At 37.0% G+C, this 19,458-nt stretch carries 22 protein-coding genes and 1 pseudogene; 17 read left to right on the top strand and 6 right to left on the bottom strand.

Translation table 11 applies throughout. The features are described 5' to 3' along the window. Window positions 1-3: 3 nt before the first annotated feature. The 10 genes and pseudogenes from MUW56_RS22790 (at window position 4) to MUW56_RS02620 (ending at window position 8,504) form a co-directional block, all read left to right on the top strand. Window positions 4-1,351, top strand: a pseudogene (locus tag MUW56_RS22790) (von Willebrand factor type A domain-containing protein). Window positions 1,352-1,487: 136 nt separating this feature from the next. After that, window positions 1,488-2,459, top strand: coding sequence for a YfbK domain-containing protein (locus MUW56_RS02660; protein WP_292011730.1), 972 nt, complete (start codon window positions 1,488-1,490; stop codon window positions 2,457-2,459). 116 nt (window positions 2,460-2,575) lie between these two features. Then, window positions 2,576-3,079, top strand: coding sequence for a transcriptional regulator (locus MUW56_RS02655; protein ID WP_292011729.1), 504 nt, complete (start codon window positions 2,576-2,578; stop codon window positions 3,077-3,079). A gap of 70 nt (window positions 3,080-3,149) precedes the next feature. Next, complete coding sequence (locus MUW56_RS02650) at window positions 3,150-3,494, top strand: hypothetical protein (RefSeq protein WP_292011728.1); 345 nt, start codon at window positions 3,150-3,152, stop codon at window positions 3,492-3,494. Between the two features lie 128 nt (window positions 3,495-3,622). Further along, window positions 3,623-3,904, top strand: coding sequence for a hypothetical protein (locus MUW56_RS02645; protein WP_367118493.1), 282 nt, complete (start codon window positions 3,623-3,625; stop codon window positions 3,902-3,904). A gap of 78 nt (window positions 3,905-3,982) precedes the next feature. Further along, window positions 3,983-4,798, top strand: coding sequence for a DCC1-like thiol-disulfide oxidoreductase family protein (locus MUW56_RS02640; protein ID WP_292011727.1), 816 nt, complete (start codon window positions 3,983-3,985; stop codon window positions 4,796-4,798). A gap of 21 nt (window positions 4,799-4,819) precedes the next feature. Further along, complete coding sequence (locus MUW56_RS02635; protein WP_292011726.1) at window positions 4,820-5,284, top strand: SRPBCC family protein; 465 nt, start codon at window positions 4,820-4,822, stop codon at window positions 5,282-5,284. 59 nt (window positions 5,285-5,343) lie between these two features. Then, entirely contained in the window at window positions 5,344-6,048 is a 705-nt protein-coding gene (locus MUW56_RS02630) for a DUF2071 domain-containing protein (RefSeq protein ID WP_292011725.1), read from the top strand. Between the two features lie 61 nt (window positions 6,049-6,109). Beyond that, window positions 6,110-6,946 carry a TIGR01777 family oxidoreductase gene (locus tag MUW56_RS02625; protein ID WP_292011724.1) on the top strand — a complete coding sequence of 279 codons (837 nt, stop codon included), beginning with the start codon at window positions 6,110-6,112 and terminating at the stop codon, window positions 6,944-6,946. A 115-nt stretch (window positions 6,947-7,061) separates the two neighbouring features. Beyond that, the gene (locus tag MUW56_RS02620) at window positions 7,062-8,504 is read left to right on the top strand and encodes an alpha-L-fucosidase (protein ID WP_292011723.1); all 1,443 of its coding nucleotides are present in this window, start codon (window positions 7,062-7,064) and stop codon (window positions 8,502-8,504) included. A gap of 62 nt (window positions 8,505-8,566) precedes the next feature. Here MUW56_RS02620 and MUW56_RS02615 read toward each other — a convergent pair whose 3' ends face one another. Together MUW56_RS02615 and MUW56_RS02610 are read right to left on the bottom strand one after the other, a co-directional pair. Then, window positions 8,567-9,448, bottom strand: coding sequence for a hypothetical protein (locus MUW56_RS02615; RefSeq protein ID WP_292011722.1), 882 nt, complete (start codon window positions 9,446-9,448; stop codon window positions 8,567-8,569). A gap of 128 nt (window positions 9,449-9,576) precedes the next feature. Beyond that, a complete protein-coding gene (locus MUW56_RS02610; protein WP_292011721.1) occupies window positions 9,577-9,951 on the bottom strand; it encodes a hypothetical protein in 375 nt (124 codons plus the stop codon). Between the two features lie 183 nt (window positions 9,952-10,134). Between MUW56_RS02610 and MUW56_RS02605 the strand changes: the two genes are divergently transcribed. The 7 genes from MUW56_RS02605 to MUW56_RS02575 all read left to right on the top strand — a co-directional run bounded on the left by MUW56_RS02605 (window position 10,135) and on the right by MUW56_RS02575 (window position 15,822). Then, entirely contained in the window at window positions 10,135-10,398 is a 264-nt protein-coding gene (locus MUW56_RS02605) for a hypothetical protein (RefSeq protein WP_292011720.1), read from the top strand. Between the two features lie 227 nt (window positions 10,399-10,625). After that, window positions 10,626-12,014 (top strand): dihydrolipoyl dehydrogenase, encoded by a 1,389-nt coding sequence (gene lpdA, locus MUW56_RS02600; protein WP_292011719.1) that lies wholly within the window; start codon window positions 10,626-10,628, stop codon window positions 12,012-12,014. A gap of 777 nt (window positions 12,015-12,791) precedes the next feature. After that, a complete protein-coding gene (locus tag MUW56_RS02595) occupies window positions 12,792-12,986 on the top strand; it encodes a hypothetical protein (RefSeq protein WP_292011718.1) in 195 nt (64 codons plus the stop codon). Beyond that, window positions 12,967-13,095, top strand: a complete 129-nt coding sequence (locus MUW56_RS02590; RefSeq protein WP_292011717.1) for a hypothetical protein — start codon at window positions 12,967-12,969, stop codon at window positions 13,093-13,095. Before MUW56_RS02595 ends, MUW56_RS02590 begins: the two co-directional genes overlap by 20 nt. After that, a complete protein-coding gene (locus MUW56_RS02585) occupies window positions 13,092-13,325 on the top strand; it encodes a hypothetical protein (protein WP_292011716.1) in 234 nt (77 codons plus the stop codon). The genes MUW56_RS02590 and MUW56_RS02585 overlap by 4 nt, the downstream gene beginning before the upstream one ends. Further along, on the top strand, window positions 13,244-14,734 hold the full coding sequence (locus tag MUW56_RS02580; RefSeq protein ID WP_367118554.1) for an alpha/beta fold hydrolase: 1,491 nt from the start codon (window positions 13,244-13,246) through the stop codon (window positions 14,732-14,734). The genes MUW56_RS02585 and MUW56_RS02580 overlap by 82 nt, the downstream gene beginning before the upstream one ends. 287 nt (window positions 14,735-15,021) lie before the next feature. Continuing rightward, on the top strand, window positions 15,022-15,822 hold the full coding sequence (locus MUW56_RS02575) for a patatin-like phospholipase family protein (RefSeq protein ID WP_292011715.1): 801 nt from the start codon (window positions 15,022-15,024) through the stop codon (window positions 15,820-15,822). A 73-nt stretch (window positions 15,823-15,895) separates the two neighbouring features. Here MUW56_RS02575 and MUW56_RS02570 read toward each other — a convergent pair whose 3' ends face one another. The 4 genes from MUW56_RS02570 to MUW56_RS02555 form a co-directional block, all read right to left on the bottom strand. Beyond that, window positions 15,896-16,426: a hypothetical protein gene (locus MUW56_RS02570; protein ID WP_292011714.1), complete on the bottom strand. Its 531-nt coding sequence runs from the start codon at window positions 16,424-16,426 to the stop codon at window positions 15,896-15,898. A gap of 1,016 nt (window positions 16,427-17,442) precedes the next feature. Next, window positions 17,443-18,150, bottom strand: a complete 708-nt coding sequence (locus tag MUW56_RS02565) for an ABC transporter ATP-binding protein (protein WP_292011713.1) — start codon at window positions 18,148-18,150, stop codon at window positions 17,443-17,445. 139 nt (window positions 18,151-18,289) lie between these two features. Next, the gene (locus tag MUW56_RS02560) at window positions 18,290-18,787 is read right to left on the bottom strand and encodes a hypothetical protein (protein WP_292011712.1); all 498 of its coding nucleotides are present in this window, start codon (window positions 18,785-18,787) and stop codon (window positions 18,290-18,292) included. A 304-nt stretch (window positions 18,788-19,091) separates the two neighbouring features. Beyond that, window positions 19,092-19,454: a nuclear transport factor 2 family protein gene (locus tag MUW56_RS02555; protein WP_292011711.1), complete on the bottom strand. Its 363-nt coding sequence runs from the start codon at window positions 19,452-19,454 to the stop codon at window positions 19,092-19,094. Window positions 19,455-19,458: the final 4 nt, after the last annotated feature.

The raw sequence follows: 19,458 nt of genomic DNA, 5'->3' as shown, positions 1-19,458 counted from the left end.
ACAATGGAAAATAATCATATTGATCAACAATTCAACGAAGCTTCGAGGCTTTCAGATGGGCCAACGGTTTTTCCGGGTTTTGAAAAAGTCTGGGGAAAAATTGAAGAAAAATTAGACCAGAAAGAAGAGAAAAAGAGAACCATACCTCTCTGGCTTCCTTATGGAATTGCTGCGAGTCTGGTGATTGGTTGGGGAGCATTTTATTTTATGAATAAAAAAGAGGGCTTAGAACCTTTGAAGACTACAATTGCAGAAAATAAAACCCTAAGAGGGCCGGTTACCAAAGCTGATATTGTAAAAATTGACAGCATAACCAAGGAGAATATCCAAAAAGAGAAAAATATTGTTAAACCTGTAGAAAACCTGGCAATCCATACAGTTCCGGCTCCTGCTAAATATTCTGTTGAAGTGCCGCCTTTACCAAATCCTGTGACTTCAGATCAGATATATCAACCGGTAGTCTCCAGTAAAAGAAACACAGAATATTCAACAGATGGTTATTTAATCAAAAAGAAGGATGCTCAGGAAGTTACACAAGAAATTGATGAAGTGGTAATGACTGGATTGGGTATTAAAAAGAAGGTATCATCCGTTACAAGTGCCGCGACTGTGGTAGGTTCAACAAGTCTTTTACCTCCATCCTCTACTGTTTCTTCAGTATTACAGGGAAGAGTTGCAGGTGTGCAAATAGCATCAACGGGAAAGGGCAGCCAACATCGGAAAGAGGTGAAAAATACCTTTGACAATATCAATAAAGGTTATCTTGATAACAGTCAGGTGGTGATCAGAGGAATTGCTTCTATTACCCCGGAAAACACTCCTCTGTATATCATTAATGGAAAAATTCAGGGAAAAGAATATTTCAGAGGATTAGATCCCAACAAAATTGAAAGTTTGAATATTCTGAAAGGCACTTCCGCTACGGCAATATATGGAAGCAAAGCGGCAAACGGAGTGGTGGTGGTAACGACTAAAAATCTCTCAAAAAAGGAAATGAGAAGAATGGAAAAGCTTCTGAATGAAATCAATAAGCAAAAACAGGTTTCTTCAGTAGTGAATGATGAAAGCTATAATGCCTTTGTAGAAAATCCGTTTGAGCTTACCCGCAGCCAGCCCCTGTCTACATTTTCTATAGATGTGGATAATGCTTCTTATTCCAATGTCAGGAGAATGATCAATAATGGAGATAATCAATAAAAATGCTGTACGGGTAGAGGAGATGATCAATTATTTTAAATATGATTATCCACAGCCTACGAAAGAGCCGTTTTCTATCAACACAGAATACAGCAGCGCTCCTTGGAATTCTAATCATAAATTGTTAAAAATAGGACTTCAGGGAAAAAAATAATCCATGAATAATCGTTTACCGGCATCTAATATCATTTTTTGATTGATGTTTCAGGTTCAATGGACGAGCAGAATAAGCTGCCATTATTAAAATCTTCTTTCAAAATCTTATAGATCAGCTGAGACCGCAGGATAAAGTGGGTATCGTTGTCTATGCCGGAAGTGCCGGAATGGTTTTACCGCCTACTTCTGCTAGAAAAAGCATAAAATTATTCAGGCTTTGGATCATCTTACAGGCAGGAGGAAGTACTGCTGGAGGCGCAGGAATCGAACTGGCTTATAAACTGGCACAGGAAAATTTTATAAAAGAGGAAATAACAGTGTTATCATTGCAACAGACGGAGATTTCAATGTGGGAATCCTTCTCCTCAGATCTTGAATCATTGATTGAAGAAAAGAGAAAGTCCGGGGTTTTCCTGACGTGTTTAGGCTTCGGGATGGGAAATTATAAAGACAATACGTTGGAAACATTGGCCGACAAAGGAAATGGCAATTATGCCTATATCGATAATATGCAGGAAGCCAATAAATTTCTGGGGAAAGAATTTGCCGGGAGCATGTATGCGATTGCTAAAGATGTGAAGATCCAGATCGAATTTAATCCTGAGTTCGTAAAATCCTATCGACTGATCGGCTACGAAAACCGGAAATTAAGAAATGAGGATTTTGTAAATGATAAGATCGATGCGGGAGAACTGGGAAGCGGACATACCGTTACTGCCTTATATGAGATCATACCTGCAGATGTACAGTCAGAATTTCTTCCCAAACAAAATACATTGAAATATTCTGCCACTGCCCATACCCAAAAGTTCGGGAATGAATTGGCAACTGTAAAATTCCGTTATAAAAAACCGGATGGAGATCAAAGTACGGAGATCACCCAAGTGATTAAAAAAACTGGCCTCTCTCTTTCAAAAATAAGTCCCGATTTCAAATTTGCGTCTTCTGTTGCATGGTTTGGTCTGGTTTTAAGAGATTCAAAATTAATTAAGGAAAAAGATTTAAATAAGATTGAAAACCTGGCCAAAGAAGGGAAGAACAAAGATGAAGAAGGATACCGTTCAGAATTTATAAGACTGATTGAGAGCTATAAATCAATAAAATAAAACCATAAAAACAGGCATTCGCGGGAATGTCTGTTTTATTTTTATATTTATTTTCAAAAATTATTGAAAATTCAAAAAATATAATTATATTTGTAATAGAAAATAAAGAAGAATACATGAAACTGTCAGAAGCAAAAGAAAAATACATTCAAACCTGGGGAACGTTTGCAACCAACTGGGGGATCAACCGTACGATGGCACAGGTGCATGCCCTGCTTTTGGCAAGTGATAAACCACTATCAACTGATGAGGTAATGGAACAATTGGAAATTTCAAGAGGGAATGCCAACATGAATCTCCGTGCGCTGATAGACTGGGGGATCGTGAGAAAAGAATTTATAAAAGGAGACCGGAAAGAGTATTTTGTGGCGGAAAAAGATGTCTGGTATCTCTTCAAACAAATTACCAAAGAGCGCAGAAAAAGAGAGATCGAACCTGTAATTTCTTTTCTGGAAGAACTAAAGAATATTGAAGATAAAGATTCTGATGAAGCCAGAGAATTCATTAAGCTGATGGATGATTTCAGCTCTGTTACCGGAAAGATCAACAATATTATGGATCTGGCGATCAAGAGTGATGATCACTGGCTGGTAGGGAAGATTACCAATCTGTTGAAATAGAAAGAGGATGAAAATCCTTTTTTATTTCATTTTAATTTTCAAAAATTACTGAAAATATAAAAATTATAAGATGTTCAATATTATTTCATACCTCCTTTTTCTGGGCATCAGCTCCTACATCACGATCGATGTAGGCAGAAGATGTTATCAGACCGGAAAAGTGTATCTGAAATACCTCCTTGAGGATGAGAGTCTTTGTCTGACGATTAACCGAATACTTCTTGGGTGTTACTACCTGCTGAATTTAGGCTATATCGCAATAAACCTTACTTTCTGGGAGAGAATAAACAGCATGGGGCAGGCAGCAGCAGTAACAGCAGGACGTATCGGAGGTATTACGCTGATCCTTTGTATACTTCACTATCTGAACATCTTTACTTTTTATCTTGTAAGAAAAAAATTAATTTTAAAATAAATCCTATGATGTCAACTACCGTTTTAACCGCTACGTATAATTTTTCAGCCTACATGATTTATTTACCTATTGTCATTAGCCTTACCATCCTGGTTTCTTAGTTTTTGTTTAAAAATTCGAAAGTATTGATGATTGATATTTTTCACCAGAAGAATGACATTGCGATAGCCACCAATTCATTGTTCAAAATTGGTTTTTACCTTCTTAATATAGGCTTTGCCCTATGTATTATTGAGTTTGGCCAAATTGAAACCGGAGAAAGGCTGGTTGTTGCTTTAAGTACAAAGATCGGAGGCTTTTCAATTTACCTTGGATTTATGATGTTTTTGAATTTACTGTTCTTTCTAAGAGGACGTAACCATGCTATGAATAAAGAAATTAAAATCAAATATGAAAACATTGATTTTTAAGATCTGGATGTATTTTACCTTCAGATTCCCGAATAAAAGAACAAGAGGCGATTTCCTTAATTTATAAAATGAAATAAAATGAAAACCCTGAAAAACCATACCCTGATCTATGACAGCGATTGCCCGCTGTGTACTCTTTATTCCAGTGGCTTTACCAAAAGCGGAATGCTTGATAAGGATGGAAGAGAAGCCTTTACTGAACTGTCATTAAGAAATAAAGAGCTGATCGATCTCCATCTGGCAAAAAACGAAATTGCATTGGTGGATCATCATAATGGCCAGGTGGTATACGGGCTGGACAGCCTTCTGCTGATCATAGGAAACTCTTTTCCGATCCTGGAGAAAATAGCAAGGATAAAACCTTTATATTGGTTTTTCAAAAAGATGTACTCCTTTGTTTCTTATAACCGTAAACAGATTATTCCGTCCGCAAAAGATACTACTGAAAACGCATGTGTCCCTGATTTTAATATGACATACAGACTGGTATACATTGCATTTGTTGCTGTTTTCTCAGCGTATATCCTAAGTATGTTTTCAGGAAAACCGGATCTGGGGATAACCCGGAATTTTTGGAGAGAATTTGGAGTTTGTCTTGGGCAGATCCTCTGGCAGCTTGTTTTCCTGAAAGGATATTTAAAAGACAAAATCTGGGATTATCTGGGAAATATGATGACCGTTTCCCTGCTGGGCACATTGCTTTTAATTCCAGCATTGTTGACGGATTTTACTCCTGTTTTCTATATGATTTATTTTGGAACGGTGGTTTTTATCATGTTCCTGGAACATATGAGAAGGTGTAACATCTTAAAGATAAATTACCTTCCTACAATTTCCTGGATTCTTTTTAGAATGACGGCTTTAGCTTTCATTATTGGACAGGTAATAAAATAAGAAAAAACAAACCTTTTGATCATGTCAGCAATTTATTTAGAAACCTTAATTAATGCCGGTATACAACGTGTCTTTGATAGTGCAAGGGATATTGAACTGCATCAGAAATCAACTTCAAAAACCCACGAAAAAGCAATTGCAGGACGTACATCCGGGCTTATTGAAGAAAATGAAACAGTTACCTGGAGAGCGAAGCATTTGGGAATATATCAAAATCTTATGACGAAGATAATCAGTATGGAAAAACCTTATCAATTTACCGTTGTAATGCTGAAAGGAGCTTTTCAATCTATGCATCATCAGCATCTCTTTAAAGAGACGGAAGGAAAAACACTGATGATCGATATTTTTGAATTTGAATCACCACTGGGAATTATTGGAAAGCTTTTTAATACCGTTTTTCTCACCCATTATCTGAGAACCTTCCTGTTGGAAAGAAATGAACCCATCAAAGTTGCTGCAGAATCTTCCGGAGCCGAAAAGTGACGGTTTAACCGAGGATAGAATGCAGTTCTATCACTAATTTCAAATATAAAATTACCAATATGAATTTTTTAAAAGCCGAATGGCGAAAGCTGGCCATCATCAATTACGAAATCAATCCCGGATTATTATTGAAATATGTCCCTGAAGGGACAGAGCTGGATGATTATAAAGGAAAATGGTATGTAAGCTTAGTAGGGTTTATGTTTTTAAATACAAAATTATTAGGCCTGCCGATTCTTTTTCACCGGAATTTTGAAGAGGTCAACCTGAGATTTTATGTCAGGAAAAAAGAAAACGGAGCCTGGAAAAGAGGAGTGGTTTTCATCAAAGAAATAGTTCCTAAGCCAGCTTTAAGCCTTGTGGCCAACGCTGTTTATAAAGAAAATTATCATACCATGCCGATGAAAAACCTGATCCATGAGAAAAACAATGAACTACTGATCAGATACTCCTGGAAAGATAAAAATTGGCATTCTATTCAGATTACAGCTGAAAGTACAGCAAGACCAATGGAAACTGATTCTGAATTCGAATTCATTACAGAGCATTACTGGGGGTTTACGAAAAAAGAAAACAATACTTCCGAATACGAGGTATGCCATCCAAAATGGAACTGCTATCAGGTAAAAAGTCATGAACTTGAAATTGATTTCAATACAATTTACGGACATGATTTTGAATGCCTGAATCATCAGAAACCTGTTTCAGTAATGCTTGCAGAAGGTTCTGAAATTGAAATAAGAACAAAAAAATATTTTGTGTGAAAATAAAGCTGCGTTTAGCATGCACTTTATATTCAATACCAGCAAACTAAAACCTTTAAAGATGAAAATAATCATAGCCGGCGGAACCGGATTTCTTGGTGAAAACTTAGAAAAATACTTTGCAGAAAAGGGAAACCAGGTATATATTTTAACCCGGAAACCTAAACGGAAAAATGAAATCTACTGGGATGCAGCAACAATAGGAGCTTGGAAAAATATCCTTGAAAAGTCAGATGTTTTGATTAATCTCACCGGAAAATCAGTGGATTGCCGTTACAATGAAAAGAACAGGCAGGAGATCTGTTCTTCAAGAATTGAAAGCACGGGCGTATTACAGGAAGCGATTGATACCTGTTCCGAAAAACCGAAAATTTGGCTGAATGCCAGTTCTGCCACCATTTATATCCATTCAGAAAAACAATTGAATACAGAAGAAAATGGAATAGTAGGAGATGACTTTTCAATGAATATCTGTAAGAGCTGGGAGAAAGAGTTTTTTAAAATCAAAAATGAAGAGGTAAGAAAGGTAGCATTGAGGACTTCCATTGTTTTAGGAAATAAAGGGGGAGCTTTTCCCAAATTACGGATGCTGACAAAGTTAGGGCTGGGAGGAAAGCAGGGAAAAGGAAATCAAATGGTCAGCTGGATCCATATTGATGATTTCTGTAGAGCCGTAGAATGGATTATTAATCATGAAGACATCACCGGGATAATGAATATAACAGCTCCTGATCCCCTGTCCAATGAAATAATGATGAGGAAATTAAGAAAACAGATGAAGGTTCCTTTTGGGCTTAATACTCCTGTCTGGCAGCTGGAAATAGCCTCTGGATTTCTGAAAACAGAAACCGAATTATTGCTGAAAAGCCGGAATGTTTATCCAGAAAAAACTTGTTAAAAAGCGGGTTTCAGTTTTCCTGTCCAAACTTTGAGATGACGATTCTTAAACTGTTGAAATTCTAAGGTTTGTATATTGAGCGAGGATGATTAAATTAGTGGAAAATTATTTCGCTATGCCAACCATAAAAAAAACGAAAACCTTGCTGTTTTCAGCCATTCTCACCAGCTCAACATTGCTTTCACAAGCCCATAACGTATCTGAAGGATATGTGAAACCGACAGATCCTCTTGTCGTCCAAAACCTGGAACAATGGCAGGATCTGAAGTTCGGATTGTTTATGCATTGGGGAACTTACAGCCAGTGGGGAATTGTTGAAAGCTGGAGCTTATGTCCGGAAGATGAATCCTGGACCCAAAGAAAACCCGAACATGGAACATCTTATGATGAATACGTGAGAAACTATGAAAACCTTCAGACTACTTTCAATCCGAAACACTTTGATCCGCAAAAATGGGCGGATGCAGTAAAAAAAGCAGGGATGAAATATGTGGTTTTTACCACAAAACATCATGATGGTTTTGCGATGTTTGATACGAAACAATCTGATTACAAAATCACCTCTTCAAAAACACCTTTCTCAAAGAATCCAAAGGCAGATGTTGCAAAAGAGATTTTCAATACCTTCAGAAAAGAAGGCTTTAAAATTGGGGCTTATTTTTCAAAACCGGACTGGCATTCTGATGATTACTGGTGGCCATACTTTCCGCCAAAGGACAGAAATGTGAATTATGATCCGAAGAAATACCCGGAAAGATGGAACCGTTTTAAAAAATTTACCTTCAATCAGCTGGATGAAATTACTTCTCATTATGGTAAAATTGATATCCTGTGGCTGGATGGAGGCTGGGTCCGCCCTTTTCATACCATTGATCCCAATATAGAATGGCAGAGGACAATCAAAGTGGAGCAGGATATTGATATGGACAAAATAGGAACTATGGCCCGTAAGAACCAGCCGGGAATTATTATTGTTGATCGTACAGTGTCTGGAAAATGGGAAAATTATGTCACTCCGGAGCAGTCTGTTCCCGAAAAGGCACTTTCTATTCCGTGGGAGAGCTGCATCACAATGGGAGATTCGTTTTCCTACGTTCCCAATGATCATTATAAATCATCTCAAAAGATCATTGAAACATTGGTTAAGATTATATCAGGAGGAGGGAATTACCTGATGAATATTGCACCCGGGCCTGATGGTGACTATGATGCGGTAGTGTATGACAGGTTAAAGGAAATTTCCGCATGGATGGAGAAAAACCAATCTGCTGTCTTTGCGACAAGAAGTAGTGCTCCTTACCACGACGGGAGCTTTTATTATACCCGGAGTAAAGATGGCCATACTTTGAATATCTTCCATCTGGATGAAAAATCAGAATATCATACCCCTGCGGAGCTTACCTTTTTTGTTCCGGAAGCTTTTAAGCCAAAATCATTGAAAGTTTTAGGAATTTCTTCTAAGGTTCAATGGAAGAAAAATGGAAGTACAATCCAGGTTCGTCTTCCGGCTGACCGGTCAAAACTACAATATGCCACCGTAATTCAGATAAGGCAGTAGGTCCGGGAAAAAAGAGCAGATTTACTTCTGCTCTTTTTGAGAAATATATTTTTTTAAGATCCTTAATATTTTCTTGCCAAAAGCAGGTTCAGTAAGAAAGTACCGGCCCAGTTACTGGTATTGGTACCATTCGTTCCGATGAAGTCTATACGGGCAACAGATACAGTAAGTCTTGTTTTTCCTCCGGTACCGCTATTGGCAAGGCTTACAAACGATGCTGTAAATACATCCGGAAAACTTGAATTATTTCCGGCAGTAAGGATAGGATACATATTGGTTACATTGAAAGGGGTACCCTGATATTCATAAACAAGTGTCATTCTACTGGAGTTGGAATAAGTAGAGGTATGAGCCGTGGCTATGGAAGTTTTACTGATGACCCACCATAAATCGGTTCCTGATCCTGTATCATAACTGGCGTTGGCGTGATTGGTCCAGTCTGCTACTGGAGATGATGCATTGGCATGAGGAGGAATTGTGACCTGTGCTCCGTAGATTTCCACGTTACTTGGTTTAGGAAGAACCGTAAATGATAAATCCCATGTTCCTCCGGTAGTATTGCTGTTGTTGACTACCTCGGCATATGCTCCTGTAGGGATTACAAAGCTGGCAACCGGAGTATTGTCGATTCTTAACGTGTTACCACTGGACGCCTGAAGCGTAATACTGGAAGCTGAAATATTTTTGATCTTATAAAGCCTTCCCGTATAACTTGTTGTTCCGGATCCGATAACAGGCAGCGTAAAGGTTGCATTACCCGTTCCGTTGTAGGTGATGTAATGATCAGTTGCTAAAATAGTGTAGCTGTTAGCGGTAATTTGGTTATAGCCTGCTCTTAAAGAACCATTAACGGCTAAAGTACTGTTGGGAGTAGTAGTATTAATCCCTACTTGTGCATTAAGAGACAATCCAGCAAGCAAAAGAATTGAAATGTATTTTTTCATATTGTATTATTGATGGGTTTCTAAACAAAAATACAAAAAAAATAATATTGTAATGACTTTATTTTGAATAAATTAAATATAATGTTAGTAAATCCCTTGCCTGTGATGTTTTATCGGTTTAAGATCTCTTAAACCAGCCTGCAGGGAACCTCAAGATCTTCGGTAAGGTAATAACTACAGCATAAACGATGGTAGCCGTCAGCAATAATCAATTCATTCGCTCCTCTTACCAGTAATATAGGAGAGAGCTTTTTATTCTTTTCTACCTTTTTCAGATTTTCTTTAACATGAATATTGGTCTCTGGTAGCAGAGAAAGCTTACTGGCCCTTAGAATGTCTTTGGACTTTTTTGTAATGGTAACAGCCTTTTTGAGCTTTTCTACAATTTTCTGGGCCTGGTCAGGCTCAAAAAGAAGCTCAAGATAGTCTTGTGCCGCAGGGAAATCGTGATCCTCCGGTTCTTTTAACCAGATGCTGTCTTTAGCCGAGTTCTTTTTTTTCATAATGTAAAGTGTTAACATCGTAAAGAATAGGTAATTAAAGATACTAAAAATAGATTTACGCATTATCGCTAATCTGTTTAATTTTAAAATATTGGTATGATATATGCAATATTTATCACGAACCTGAATGAATTTAATTCAATAATATCGGATGGATTGAAATCATTCAAAAATATAAACATTATGAAAAAGGTATTATTTTCAACACTATTAGTATTAGGTTTATGTATGAATGTTTCTGCCCAAAAACGTCCGCCAGCTCCTCCACATCCTTCAAAAACCGAATTGGTTAATATTAAAATGCAAGAGCTTACCAAAAAATACAATACGGAGAAAAAGCTGATCCTTAATCATCCGCTTGCTACCAAACAGATGAAGAGAGATCAAATGAAAGCTTTAAATGACAGATATCAAGCTGAAAAACGATTGCTTCAAAAGGTGAAATAATGCAGAATTCTTGCGGTTATTAAAATGGGAAATGACAATTTTAACAACTCTGATTTTGAGAAATTTTCAAAATAAAATAAAAAATATTGAAAGAGAGTGCGTATTGTACTCTCTTTTTTATTTTAAATTGAATAAAAATAGCTTTGTTAATGCATTTTTAGATCAATTTGCAGAAACATGAAACATCCAATATTTTTCCTTAAATTCGCATAAAAATTTTTAAAGTAATGAATTACGATATTATTGTCATTGGAAGTGGTCCTGGTGGATATGTTACTGCGATCAGAGCAGCACAGTTGGGTTTCAAAACCGCAATTATCGAGAAAGAAAACTTAGGAGGAATTTGTCTTAACTGGGGATGTATTCCAACTAAAGCTTTATTGAAATCTGCTCAGGTTTTTCATTATATCAACCATGCTGAAGATTATGGTTTGAATAAAGTAGAAGGAAGCTTTGAATTCCCTAATGTTATTCAGAGAAGCCGTGGAGTTGCCAGCAAAATGAGCAAAGGAATCGAATTCTTAATGAAAAAGAATAAGATTGACGTAATTCTTGGTACAGCAACCGTTCAGAAAGGTAAAAAAGTTTCTGTTACAGATAAAGAGGGTAAAGTAACTGAATATTCAGGAAGCCACATTATCATTGCAACAGGAGCCCGTTCAAGAGAATTGCCAAATTTACCTCAGGATGGTAAAAAAGTAATCGGATACAGACAGGCATTATCTCTTCCTGAGCAGCCAAAATCTATGATCGTAGTAGGTTCAGGTGCTATCGGGGTGGAATTTGCCGATTTCTATAACACAATGGGAACAAAAGTGACTATTGTAGAGTTTATGCCAAATATTGTTCCTGTAGAAGATGAGGAAGTTTCCAAGCACTTAGAGAAATCTCTGAAAAAGACAGGAATCGAGATCATGACAAATGCTTCCGTAGAAAGTGTTGACACAAGCGGAGAAGGGGTAAAAGCTACCGTAAAAACGGCTAACGGAAATATCACCCTTGAAGCAGATATCTTACTGTCTGCAGTAGGTATTGCCGCAAACATCGAAAATATCGGTTTAGAAGAAGTAGGAATCCAGACCGATAAAGGAAGAGTTTTAGTAAACGAATGGTATGAAACTTCAGTACCGGGTTACTATGCTATCGGAGATATTATCCCAACTCAGGCATTGGCTCACGTTGCTTCTGCTGAAGGAATCACTTGTGTTGAGAAAATCAAAGGATTGCATGTTGAAAAGATCGACTACGGTAATATTCCGGGATGTACTTACTGTCACCCTGAAGTAGCTTCTGTAGGGCTTACTGAAAAGCAGGCAAAAGAAAAAGGATATGAAATCAAAGTGGGTAAATTCCCTCTTTCTGCAAGCGGTAAAGCTACTGCCAACGGAAATACAGACGGTTTCATCAAAGTTATTTTTGATGCTAAGTATGGTGAGTGGTTAGGATGCCACATGATTGGTGAAGGAGTAACGGATATGGTTGCTGAAGCTGTTGTTGCCAGAAAACTGGAAACTACAGGTCATGAGATCATCAAATCTATTCACCCGCACCCAACGGTTTCTGAAGCGATCATGGAAGCCGCAGCAGCAGCTTACGGTGAAGTGATCCACATATAATCTAAACAGATCAATATCAGAATAATAAAAGCCCGGAGATCTCTGGGCTTTTTAAATTCATATTATGAAAAAAATTAGCTTTTTATTTTCCTTATTATGTTTTGTGCTGGGATTTTCTCAGAATGCATTTTAATATAAAGAAAACCATTTTTCTATACAATATGTCCTGAAAAACGCTTCGGATACCATTAGGACCAGAGTGCAGAATATCGGTATTTTTACCAGCAAGAAATTTTCGCCGGCTACGTATACCATCAATCTGAATGTTTTGGATTCTCTTGGAAACAAAACCAAAATAAGCGAAACGGAAATTGCTTTTATGAAGATTACCGATCTTCAGCATGTAAAAAGAAAATTAGATCTTCCAGTGCTCTTCACCTTACAAAAGACTATGGCGTGATAGAGATTCTGCATCTCGGCAAGATCAATTGGTATCGTGATTATTTTTATTTGCAAGGGATCGTAAGTACAAACATCGGTAAAACTGATTACCTGATAGATCAGAAGACAGGAGCTTTGATTAATGAGTCAGGCTTTTTTAATCCGGGCCTGAAAAGCCAACCTCAAAGAAAAACTGTCAGCTTATCCGGATCTTGTAAGCTTACTAGACAAATGGAAGAAAGATGAGGATCTTTTAAAAATACTGGAATTGTATGACAAAAAGTAAAGTCCATACTTTCAATACTGTAGGGCTGTTCCTGCCTTGCGGTCATTACAACCATAGATTTTATCTGTGGTTTTTTTATTTAAAATACCTAATTTAGGTAAAAATTTTATATGAGGAATCAATCTATTATAGCACTTTTTGCTTTAGCGGGAACCTTCTTCTCTGCACAGCAGAAAAATGAATTTGTAGCACCCAACGAAAATCTCATTACAGAGAATATTTTGCCTATTCCCAAAAATCTGGGGCAGAGCCTTAAAAAAATATTCGGAAAGCCGAAATGCATCTTTGGCGGATATCCACCCTAACGGAAAGGAAATCATTGCTGTTACCCGTTTCGCGTCTACCAATCAGCTGTACAGAATTACGATGCCTATGGGAGCCCGGCGGCAGATCACTTTTTCGATGAACCCGTGAATATTGCTTCTTATGAGCCGACCAAAGGAGACTATCTTATTTATTCAAAAGATACGGGAGGAAATGAATTCGGACAGCTGTATAAACTGGATCTGAAAACATTGGAATCCCAACTGCTTACAGACGGGGAAGAACTCAAAATGGGGGAATTATATGGAAAAAAGACGGTTCCGGTTTTTATTTTACTTCGACGAAAAGAAATGGCGGAGACCGGGATATTTATTATATGAACCCGCTAAAACCGGAGGAAACCCAGCCTGTTCTGGAGCTGAAAGGTGGAGGATGGGGAATCAGTGATATTTCTGATGACAACAAAAAACTGTTGATCACAGAATATGTTTCTGCGAATGATTCCTACCTGTATATTTATGATCTGGCGACGAAAAAGCTGGAATCTCTTACAGACAGAAAGGAGAAGGGAGTGGTACAGCTTAATGCTTCTTTTGGAAAAGATTCTGATGAGATCTATTATGTCACAGACCGTGATAATGAATTCAGCAGGCTGGCTGTATTGAATGTAAAAACAAAAAAGACCAGCTATCTGACGACTTCCATTCCCTGGAATGTGGAAGGGTATGACCTCTCTAAAGACAAATCCAGGCTTTCTTTCATCACCAATGAAAGTGGGATCAACAAGCTGTACATGTTGAATACCGATACCCGGAAATTTAGTCCTGTAGGCAATATTCCTGTTGGACTTATCGGAGGAGGCAAATTTTCAGGAGATGGAAAATCCCTTTATTTCTCACAGTCTGCAGCCAATTCAGGTTCAGACATCTATAAAATGGATGTAGCTTCCCAGAATATTGAAAGATGGACGGAAAGCGAGCAGGGAGAAATGCAGCCTGCTGACATGGCCATTCCGAAACTGATTGAATGGAAAAGCTTTGACGGGATGAAAATTACAGGGTTTTATTATCCGGCATCCTCAAAATTTACAGGCAAAAGACCGGTTCTGATTTCAATCCATGGAGGTCCGGAAGGGCAATCGATGGCCTCTTCGCTCGGCCAGGCGAATTATTTTCCCAATGAAATGGGGATTGCTATGATTGCTCCTAACGTAAGAGGTTCTTCAGGATTCGGAAAAACATATATCGCAGCAGACAATGGATATCTGAGAATGAATTCGGTAAAAGATATCGGAGCTTTATTAGACTGGATCGCAAAACAGCCTGAACTGGATAAAGAAAGGATCATGATCACCGGAGGAAGTTACGGAGGGTTCATGACCCTGGCAACCGCGTATGAATATGCTGACAGAATCAGGTGTTCTATGGATGTTGTAGGCATTTCTGATTTCAATACATTCCTTAAAAACACGGAAGAATACAGAAGAGATCTGAGGAGAGTGGAATATGGTGATGAAAGAATTCCTAAAATGGCAGAATTCTTTACAAAAATTGCCCCTTTGAATAATATCGACAAGATTAACAAGCCGATGTTTATCGTTCAGGGAACCAATGATCCGAGAGTCCCTGTATCTGAAGCTATTCAGATGCGTGATAAACTGAAAGCTCAAGGAAAAACAGTGTGGTATCTTGAAGCGAAAAATGAAGGCCACGGCTTTAGGAAGAAAGAAAATGTAGATTTCCAGCGTTTGGCAATGATCCGATTTATGCAGGAATACCTGCTGAAATAATCATCTGAAACCGATTTATTTCTAATGACACCACAACAAACAGAGATCCTGCTATTTGTTGTGGTTTTTTAATGATTACAGCCGGAGAAAAATTCAATGGCCAGATACATCATACTTTTGGATCAATTATACAGCATTTAAATCCTCAAAAAAGTGATACTTCGCCATTGTTCCGTCAACGATTTTAAATATGGCTACAACTGTATTTTTATTAAAATAATTTTAAAATCAACACATTTTATAAAAAATTGTCGCATTATGTCAGCCTGTTTTCTTACATTTATTCTATGAATTTTGAGAGAGTCGGGCTTGTTCTATCAGGAGGCGGTACCAAGGGGATCGCTCATGCAGGAGTATTAAAATTCTTGAAAGAAAAAAATATAGAAATAGATATTTTGTCCTGCTGTAGTGCCGGCTCTATTGTAGGATGCCTTCACGCGATCGGAAAGACTCCTGAGGAAATTATGGGATTTTTCAATTCTGTCTATTTTTTCAATTGGAAACATTTTACCTTCAATCAGCCCGGATTGGTTTCTTCTGTTATTTTCAGAAATTATCTCAAACCTATTTTTCGTGATATGAAATTAAGGGATCTGGATATGGAAGTGAAAATTGTCGCCACAGAGCTGGTTTCCGGAACCCAGAAGATTTTTGATGAAAATTTTGAAATTGTAGATGCCATTATTGCTTCATGTTCTATTCCCGGAATTACAACGCCCTATATCATTGGGGATGAAATGTATTGTGATGGGGGAGTCCTGAACAATTTTCCGGCTGATATCATCAGAGATGAATGTGACAAGCTTATCGGCGTATTCGTCTCACCACCGAATGAAGCTAGGATTGAAGACCTGAATTCGATTAAAGCGATTGTGTCCCGTTCTTACGACCTCCTTTCTTACAGAATTGAAAAGGTGAAATTTGAATACTGCGATTGGTTTATTTCTTCTCAGAAATTGTCTGCTTTTGGAACTTTTGAAAGACGTAAAGACCGCCTGGAACACATTTTTAATATCGGCTATAAGGCGGCTAAAGAAAGCTATGAAAACAGCCGTTTTCTTACAGAATTAAGAGAATCAGGAAGCTAAAACACTCAGTTGAATACGGAAGAAAGAAACTTCATGACAGGAAACTTCTTCCTTCCAGTATCTGTTTTTTTTCTTACTTTTTAACGACTTGTCCATCTTCCCGCAAGACCTCACGACCACTATCGTCAGTTACAGAGAGTGTATAAGGTGCCTTTTTTGCAGAGTCGGTAAGATAATTTCTCCAAACCTGGTAACTATATCCTTCATTGGTAAAGGCGAAATAGTAATTCCCTCCGCTGCCATCAGGAATTAATTCTCCATTACTGATAATCATGCTTGGCTTGCTTGTAATTTTTGCATTAGCGTTCCAGGCCTGATAAAGATATTTACCGTTAGGTTGTTTATCAATTCTGATTTTAAATTTTTTTGTTTTGATAATGACCGTTTTAGGTATTTTCTGAACAACAGAATGGCTGGCAAAATTTTCATTTTTTAAAATCTGCGGAACTTCTTTTGCATAAGCGAAAGAAAACTGTGCTATACAGAAAGTTCCTAATAAAAAATTCTTAATCATAGATTGGCGGTTATTGGTTAGCTTTAGGAAGTTATCAAATATAACGCCAATATAGCGGCAGGAATCTAAGCCTGGTATATCTTTAAACACTTTAGCGCACTTAAGAAAGTTTAAAACGGTACGGTATAAGTAAAGTTCACTTCAGCAGAAAATCAAAGATTTTCATAAAACTTTAGTGTACTTCTTAAGCACAAAGCTTGGAACTTAAAATCACTTAAGTGTTTATTCTTTTGTGACTTTTAAAGCAAGCAAGGAATCTAAACCTGGTATATCTTTAAACACTTTAGACCACTTAAGAAAGTTTAAAACGGTACGGTATAAGTAAGTTCACCTTAGAAGAAAATCAAAGATTTTCATGAAACTTTAATGTACTTTTTAAGCACAAAGATTTTCACTTACAATCACTTAAGTGTTTATTCTTTTGTGACTTTTGTGGTAAAGCAAACAAGGAATCTAAACCTGGTATATCTTTAAACACTTTAGACCACTTAAGAAAGTTTAAAACGGTACGGTATAAGTAAGTTCACTTCAGCAGAAAATCAAAGATTTTCATAAAACTTTAGTGTACTTCTTAAGCACAAAGCTTGGAACTTAAAATCACTTAAGTGTTTATTCTTTTGTGACTTTTAAAGCAAGCAAGGAATCTAAGCCTGGTATATCTTTAAACACTTTAGACCACTTAAGAAAGTTTAAAACGGTACGGTATAAGTAAGTTCACTTCAGCAGAAAATCAAAGATTTTCATAAAACTTTAGTGTACTTCTTAAGCACAAAGCTTGGAACTTAAAATCACTTAAGTGTTTATTCTTTTGTGACTTTTAAAGCAAGCAAGGAATCTAAACCTGGTATATCTTTAAACACTTTAGACCACTTAAGAAAGTTTAAAACGGTACTGTATAAGTAAGTTCACCTTAGAAGAAAATCAAAGATTTTCATGAAACTTTAATGTACTTTTTAAGCACAAAGATTTTCACTTACAATCACTTAAGTGTTTATTCTTTTGTGACTTTTGTGGTTTAATATAAATGGATTGAGCATCTCAAGCAGATTCTTTAGGTCTGAACCTGAAATACTATTAAAATGATAACAGGGCGCTATAATTCATCATTATTCAGCGGGAATGGCTGTATAGCTCGCAAAAGCTTCTTCCAGACTTCCAAATCTGCCTTTAAATTCATCAATAGGGCAGTCCTGCAGGATATTTCCTTTATGAATAAGGATCACGCGTGAGCAGAGTGCTTCGACTTCCTGCATGATGTGAGTGGAAAGCAGTACTGTTTTCTGCTGGCCAATTTCTTTCACTACATTTCGGATTTCGATGATCTGGTTAGGATCCAGTCCGTTGGTAGGTTCATCAAGAATTAGGAGATCCGGCTGGTGGATAATAGCCTGGGCAAGTCCTACACGCTGTTTATATCCTTTGGAAAGCTGGCTGATCTTTTTTGATTTTTCCGGGGTGATCCCTACCAGATTAATGACCTCATCTACCCTGGATTCAGAAATTTTATGGATGTTGGCCACAAACTGAAGATATTCTTTTACATACATTTCCAGATAAAGCGGATTGTTTTCAGGAAGGAATCCGATTTTTTTCTTGCTTTCGATCTCATGTTCCGCAATATTCTGACCGTTAAAAATAATTTCACCCTGATCAATTTTCAGCGCTCCTACGATTGATTTCATCAACGTTGATTTTCCGGCACCGTTTGGGCCAAGAAGACCGATGATCTCATTTTTATCAATAGAAATATTGATATTGTTAAGGGCAGTTTGCTCACCAAACTTTTTAGTCAAATTGATTATCTGAAGCGGCATAATGATGAATGTCTTTCTGCAAAAATAAAATAAAAAAACTCATTCGGTGGAATGAGTTTCGCAATATTTGAAAATAATAATTATTTTTTTGTTTTTTTTCCACCACTGTTGGAGGAAGACCCTGCTGTGGAGGCTGCATTCAACCCTGATTTTTGGGGTACTGAAGCGGGCCTGTCGTACAGTGCATATTTACCGTTTGTTCTTCCAAAAATTTTTTTTCAACCTGTTTTTGTGTTAAAAACTGGGATTTTCCGATATATTTTCGGTTCTTGTTGATGATCTGGATAAACTGAACCGTTTGCTGGCCATAGTTTTTTTCAAAATGAAGCTCGATAATATCATTAGGAAGCTCCAGTACAATATTTTCGTCAGGAACAGCAGATATAAAGCCGTCCATAATGAGTTTATATAATCCTAATACATCTCCATTCAGGTTTTGAAAAGAAAAAGACCGGATTGTATTCAGGTTGCTGGTGTTCAGATCCTGGTAGTTGACTGTAAATTTATCTTCCTTTTTATAGAGACCAACGGAATTATCTTTACCAATTTCCACCAAACTTTCATTTTTCAACACTTTGATCTGTGAGAAAACTGAAATACCGAACATACATGTAAGAAGTAGAATTATTTTTCTCATGGAATGAATTTTAATGTTTTATAACTTGGTGCACATAAAATTACTAATAAAAAAGCGTAAAAGCAATTTTATTCGGATAGAGCAAAAATAACCATTTTTTTTAATATCCATACAGGTTGGTAGAATAATGTTATGCAATTCATTATATATGAATTTGACTATAATGTATTTATTTACAATGCTTTATATTGTAAAGAGATTCCCGCTTTAGCAAATGTTAAAGTTATTAAATAAGGTGGTTTTTTATCATAATCTACTGATATATAGGGAGTATTTTTTAAAATGAAAATAAAATGTGATTAATTTAATGTCCATAGCTGATCACTCTTGAGATTTTCCATCCATCAGGGGTTTGTTTCCAGATATGAACAAATTTGAATGTTCCACAATTGATCAGTAAACCATTTTCCAGACGGCAAAATTGATGGCTCCCGGTTTGTATAGCCCCATAATCTTTAATAGGATATATTTCCACAGATTCAGGAACTAAAACTCTTCGGGTGTGTGCATAGTTTTTAGCTACTCTAGTGAAATTATCAATAGTTTCTTTATAGTTTGCCAGACCACCAACATCATGGAAGAACTCGAGGTTTTCAGTAAAAAACATTTTGAGTTTTTCAATATTTCCTGAGTTGGCAGCACTAAAAAGAAGGCTGTCCTTTTTCATTATA

Origin of the sequence: Chryseobacterium sp., from assembly GCF_022869225.1 — a bacterium.
GTDB lineage: Bacteria > Bacteroidota > Bacteroidia > Flavobacteriales > Weeksellaceae > Chryseobacterium.
The sequence above is the reverse complement of the archived record's forward strand: the minus strand, read 5'-3'. Positions and strand labels throughout refer to the sequence as shown.

What these genes read in the sequence shown, in the direction of transcription:
- MUW56_RS02655 (WP_292011729.1), top strand. Translation starts at nt 2,576, where the DNA reads ATGAAACTGTCAGAAGCAAAAGAAAAATACATTCAAACCTGGGGAACG.
- MUW56_RS02650 (WP_292011728.1), top strand. Translation starts at nt 3,150, where the DNA reads ATGTTCAATATTATTTCATACCTCCTTTTTCTGGGCATCAGCTCCTAC.
- MUW56_RS02645 (WP_367118493.1), top strand. Translation starts at nt 3,623, where the DNA reads ATGATTGATATTTTTCACCAGAAGAATGACATTGCGATAGCCACCAAT.
- MUW56_RS02640 (WP_292011727.1), top strand. Translation starts at nt 3,983, where the DNA reads ATGAAAACCCTGAAAAACCATACCCTGATCTATGACAGCGATTGCCCG.
- MUW56_RS02635 (WP_292011726.1), top strand. Translation starts at nt 4,820, where the DNA reads ATGTCAGCAATTTATTTAGAAACCTTAATTAATGCCGGTATACAACGT.
- MUW56_RS02630 (WP_292011725.1), top strand. Translation starts at nt 5,344, where the DNA reads ATGAATTTTTTAAAAGCCGAATGGCGAAAGCTGGCCATCATCAATTAC.
- MUW56_RS02625 (WP_292011724.1), top strand. Translation starts at nt 6,110, where the DNA reads ATGAAAATAATCATAGCCGGCGGAACCGGATTTCTTGGTGAAAACTTA.
- MUW56_RS02620 (WP_292011723.1), top strand. Translation starts at nt 7,062, where the DNA reads ATGCCAACCATAAAAAAAACGAAAACCTTGCTGTTTTCAGCCATTCTC.
- MUW56_RS02615 (WP_292011722.1), bottom strand. Translation starts at nt 9,448, where the DNA reads ATGAAAAAATACATTTCAATTCTTTTGCTTGCTGGATTGTCTCTTAAT.
- MUW56_RS02610 (WP_292011721.1), bottom strand. Translation starts at nt 9,951, where the DNA reads ATGAAAAAAAAGAACTCGGCTAAAGACAGCATCTGGTTAAAAGAACCG.
- MUW56_RS02605 (WP_292011720.1), top strand. Translation starts at nt 10,135, where the DNA reads ATGAAAAAGGTATTATTTTCAACACTATTAGTATTAGGTTTATGTATG.
- lpdA (WP_292011719.1), top strand. Translation starts at nt 10,626, where the DNA reads ATGAATTACGATATTATTGTCATTGGAAGTGGTCCTGGTGGATATGTT.
- MUW56_RS02595 (WP_292011718.1), top strand. Translation starts at nt 12,792, where the DNA reads ATGAGGAATCAATCTATTATAGCACTTTTTGCTTTAGCGGGAACCTTC.
- MUW56_RS02575 (WP_292011715.1), top strand. Translation starts at nt 15,022, where the DNA reads ATGAATTTTGAGAGAGTCGGGCTTGTTCTATCAGGAGGCGGTACCAAG.
- MUW56_RS02565 (WP_292011713.1), bottom strand. Translation starts at nt 18,150, where the DNA reads ATGCCGCTTCAGATAATCAATTTGACTAAAAAGTTTGGTGAGCAAACT.
- MUW56_RS02560 (WP_292011712.1), bottom strand. Translation starts at nt 18,787, where the DNA reads ATGAGAAAAATAATTCTACTTCTTACATGTATGTTCGGTATTTCAGTT.
- MUW56_RS02555 (WP_292011711.1), bottom strand. Translation starts at nt 19,454, where the DNA reads ATGAAAAAGGACAGCCTTCTTTTTAGTGCTGCCAACTCAGGAAATATT.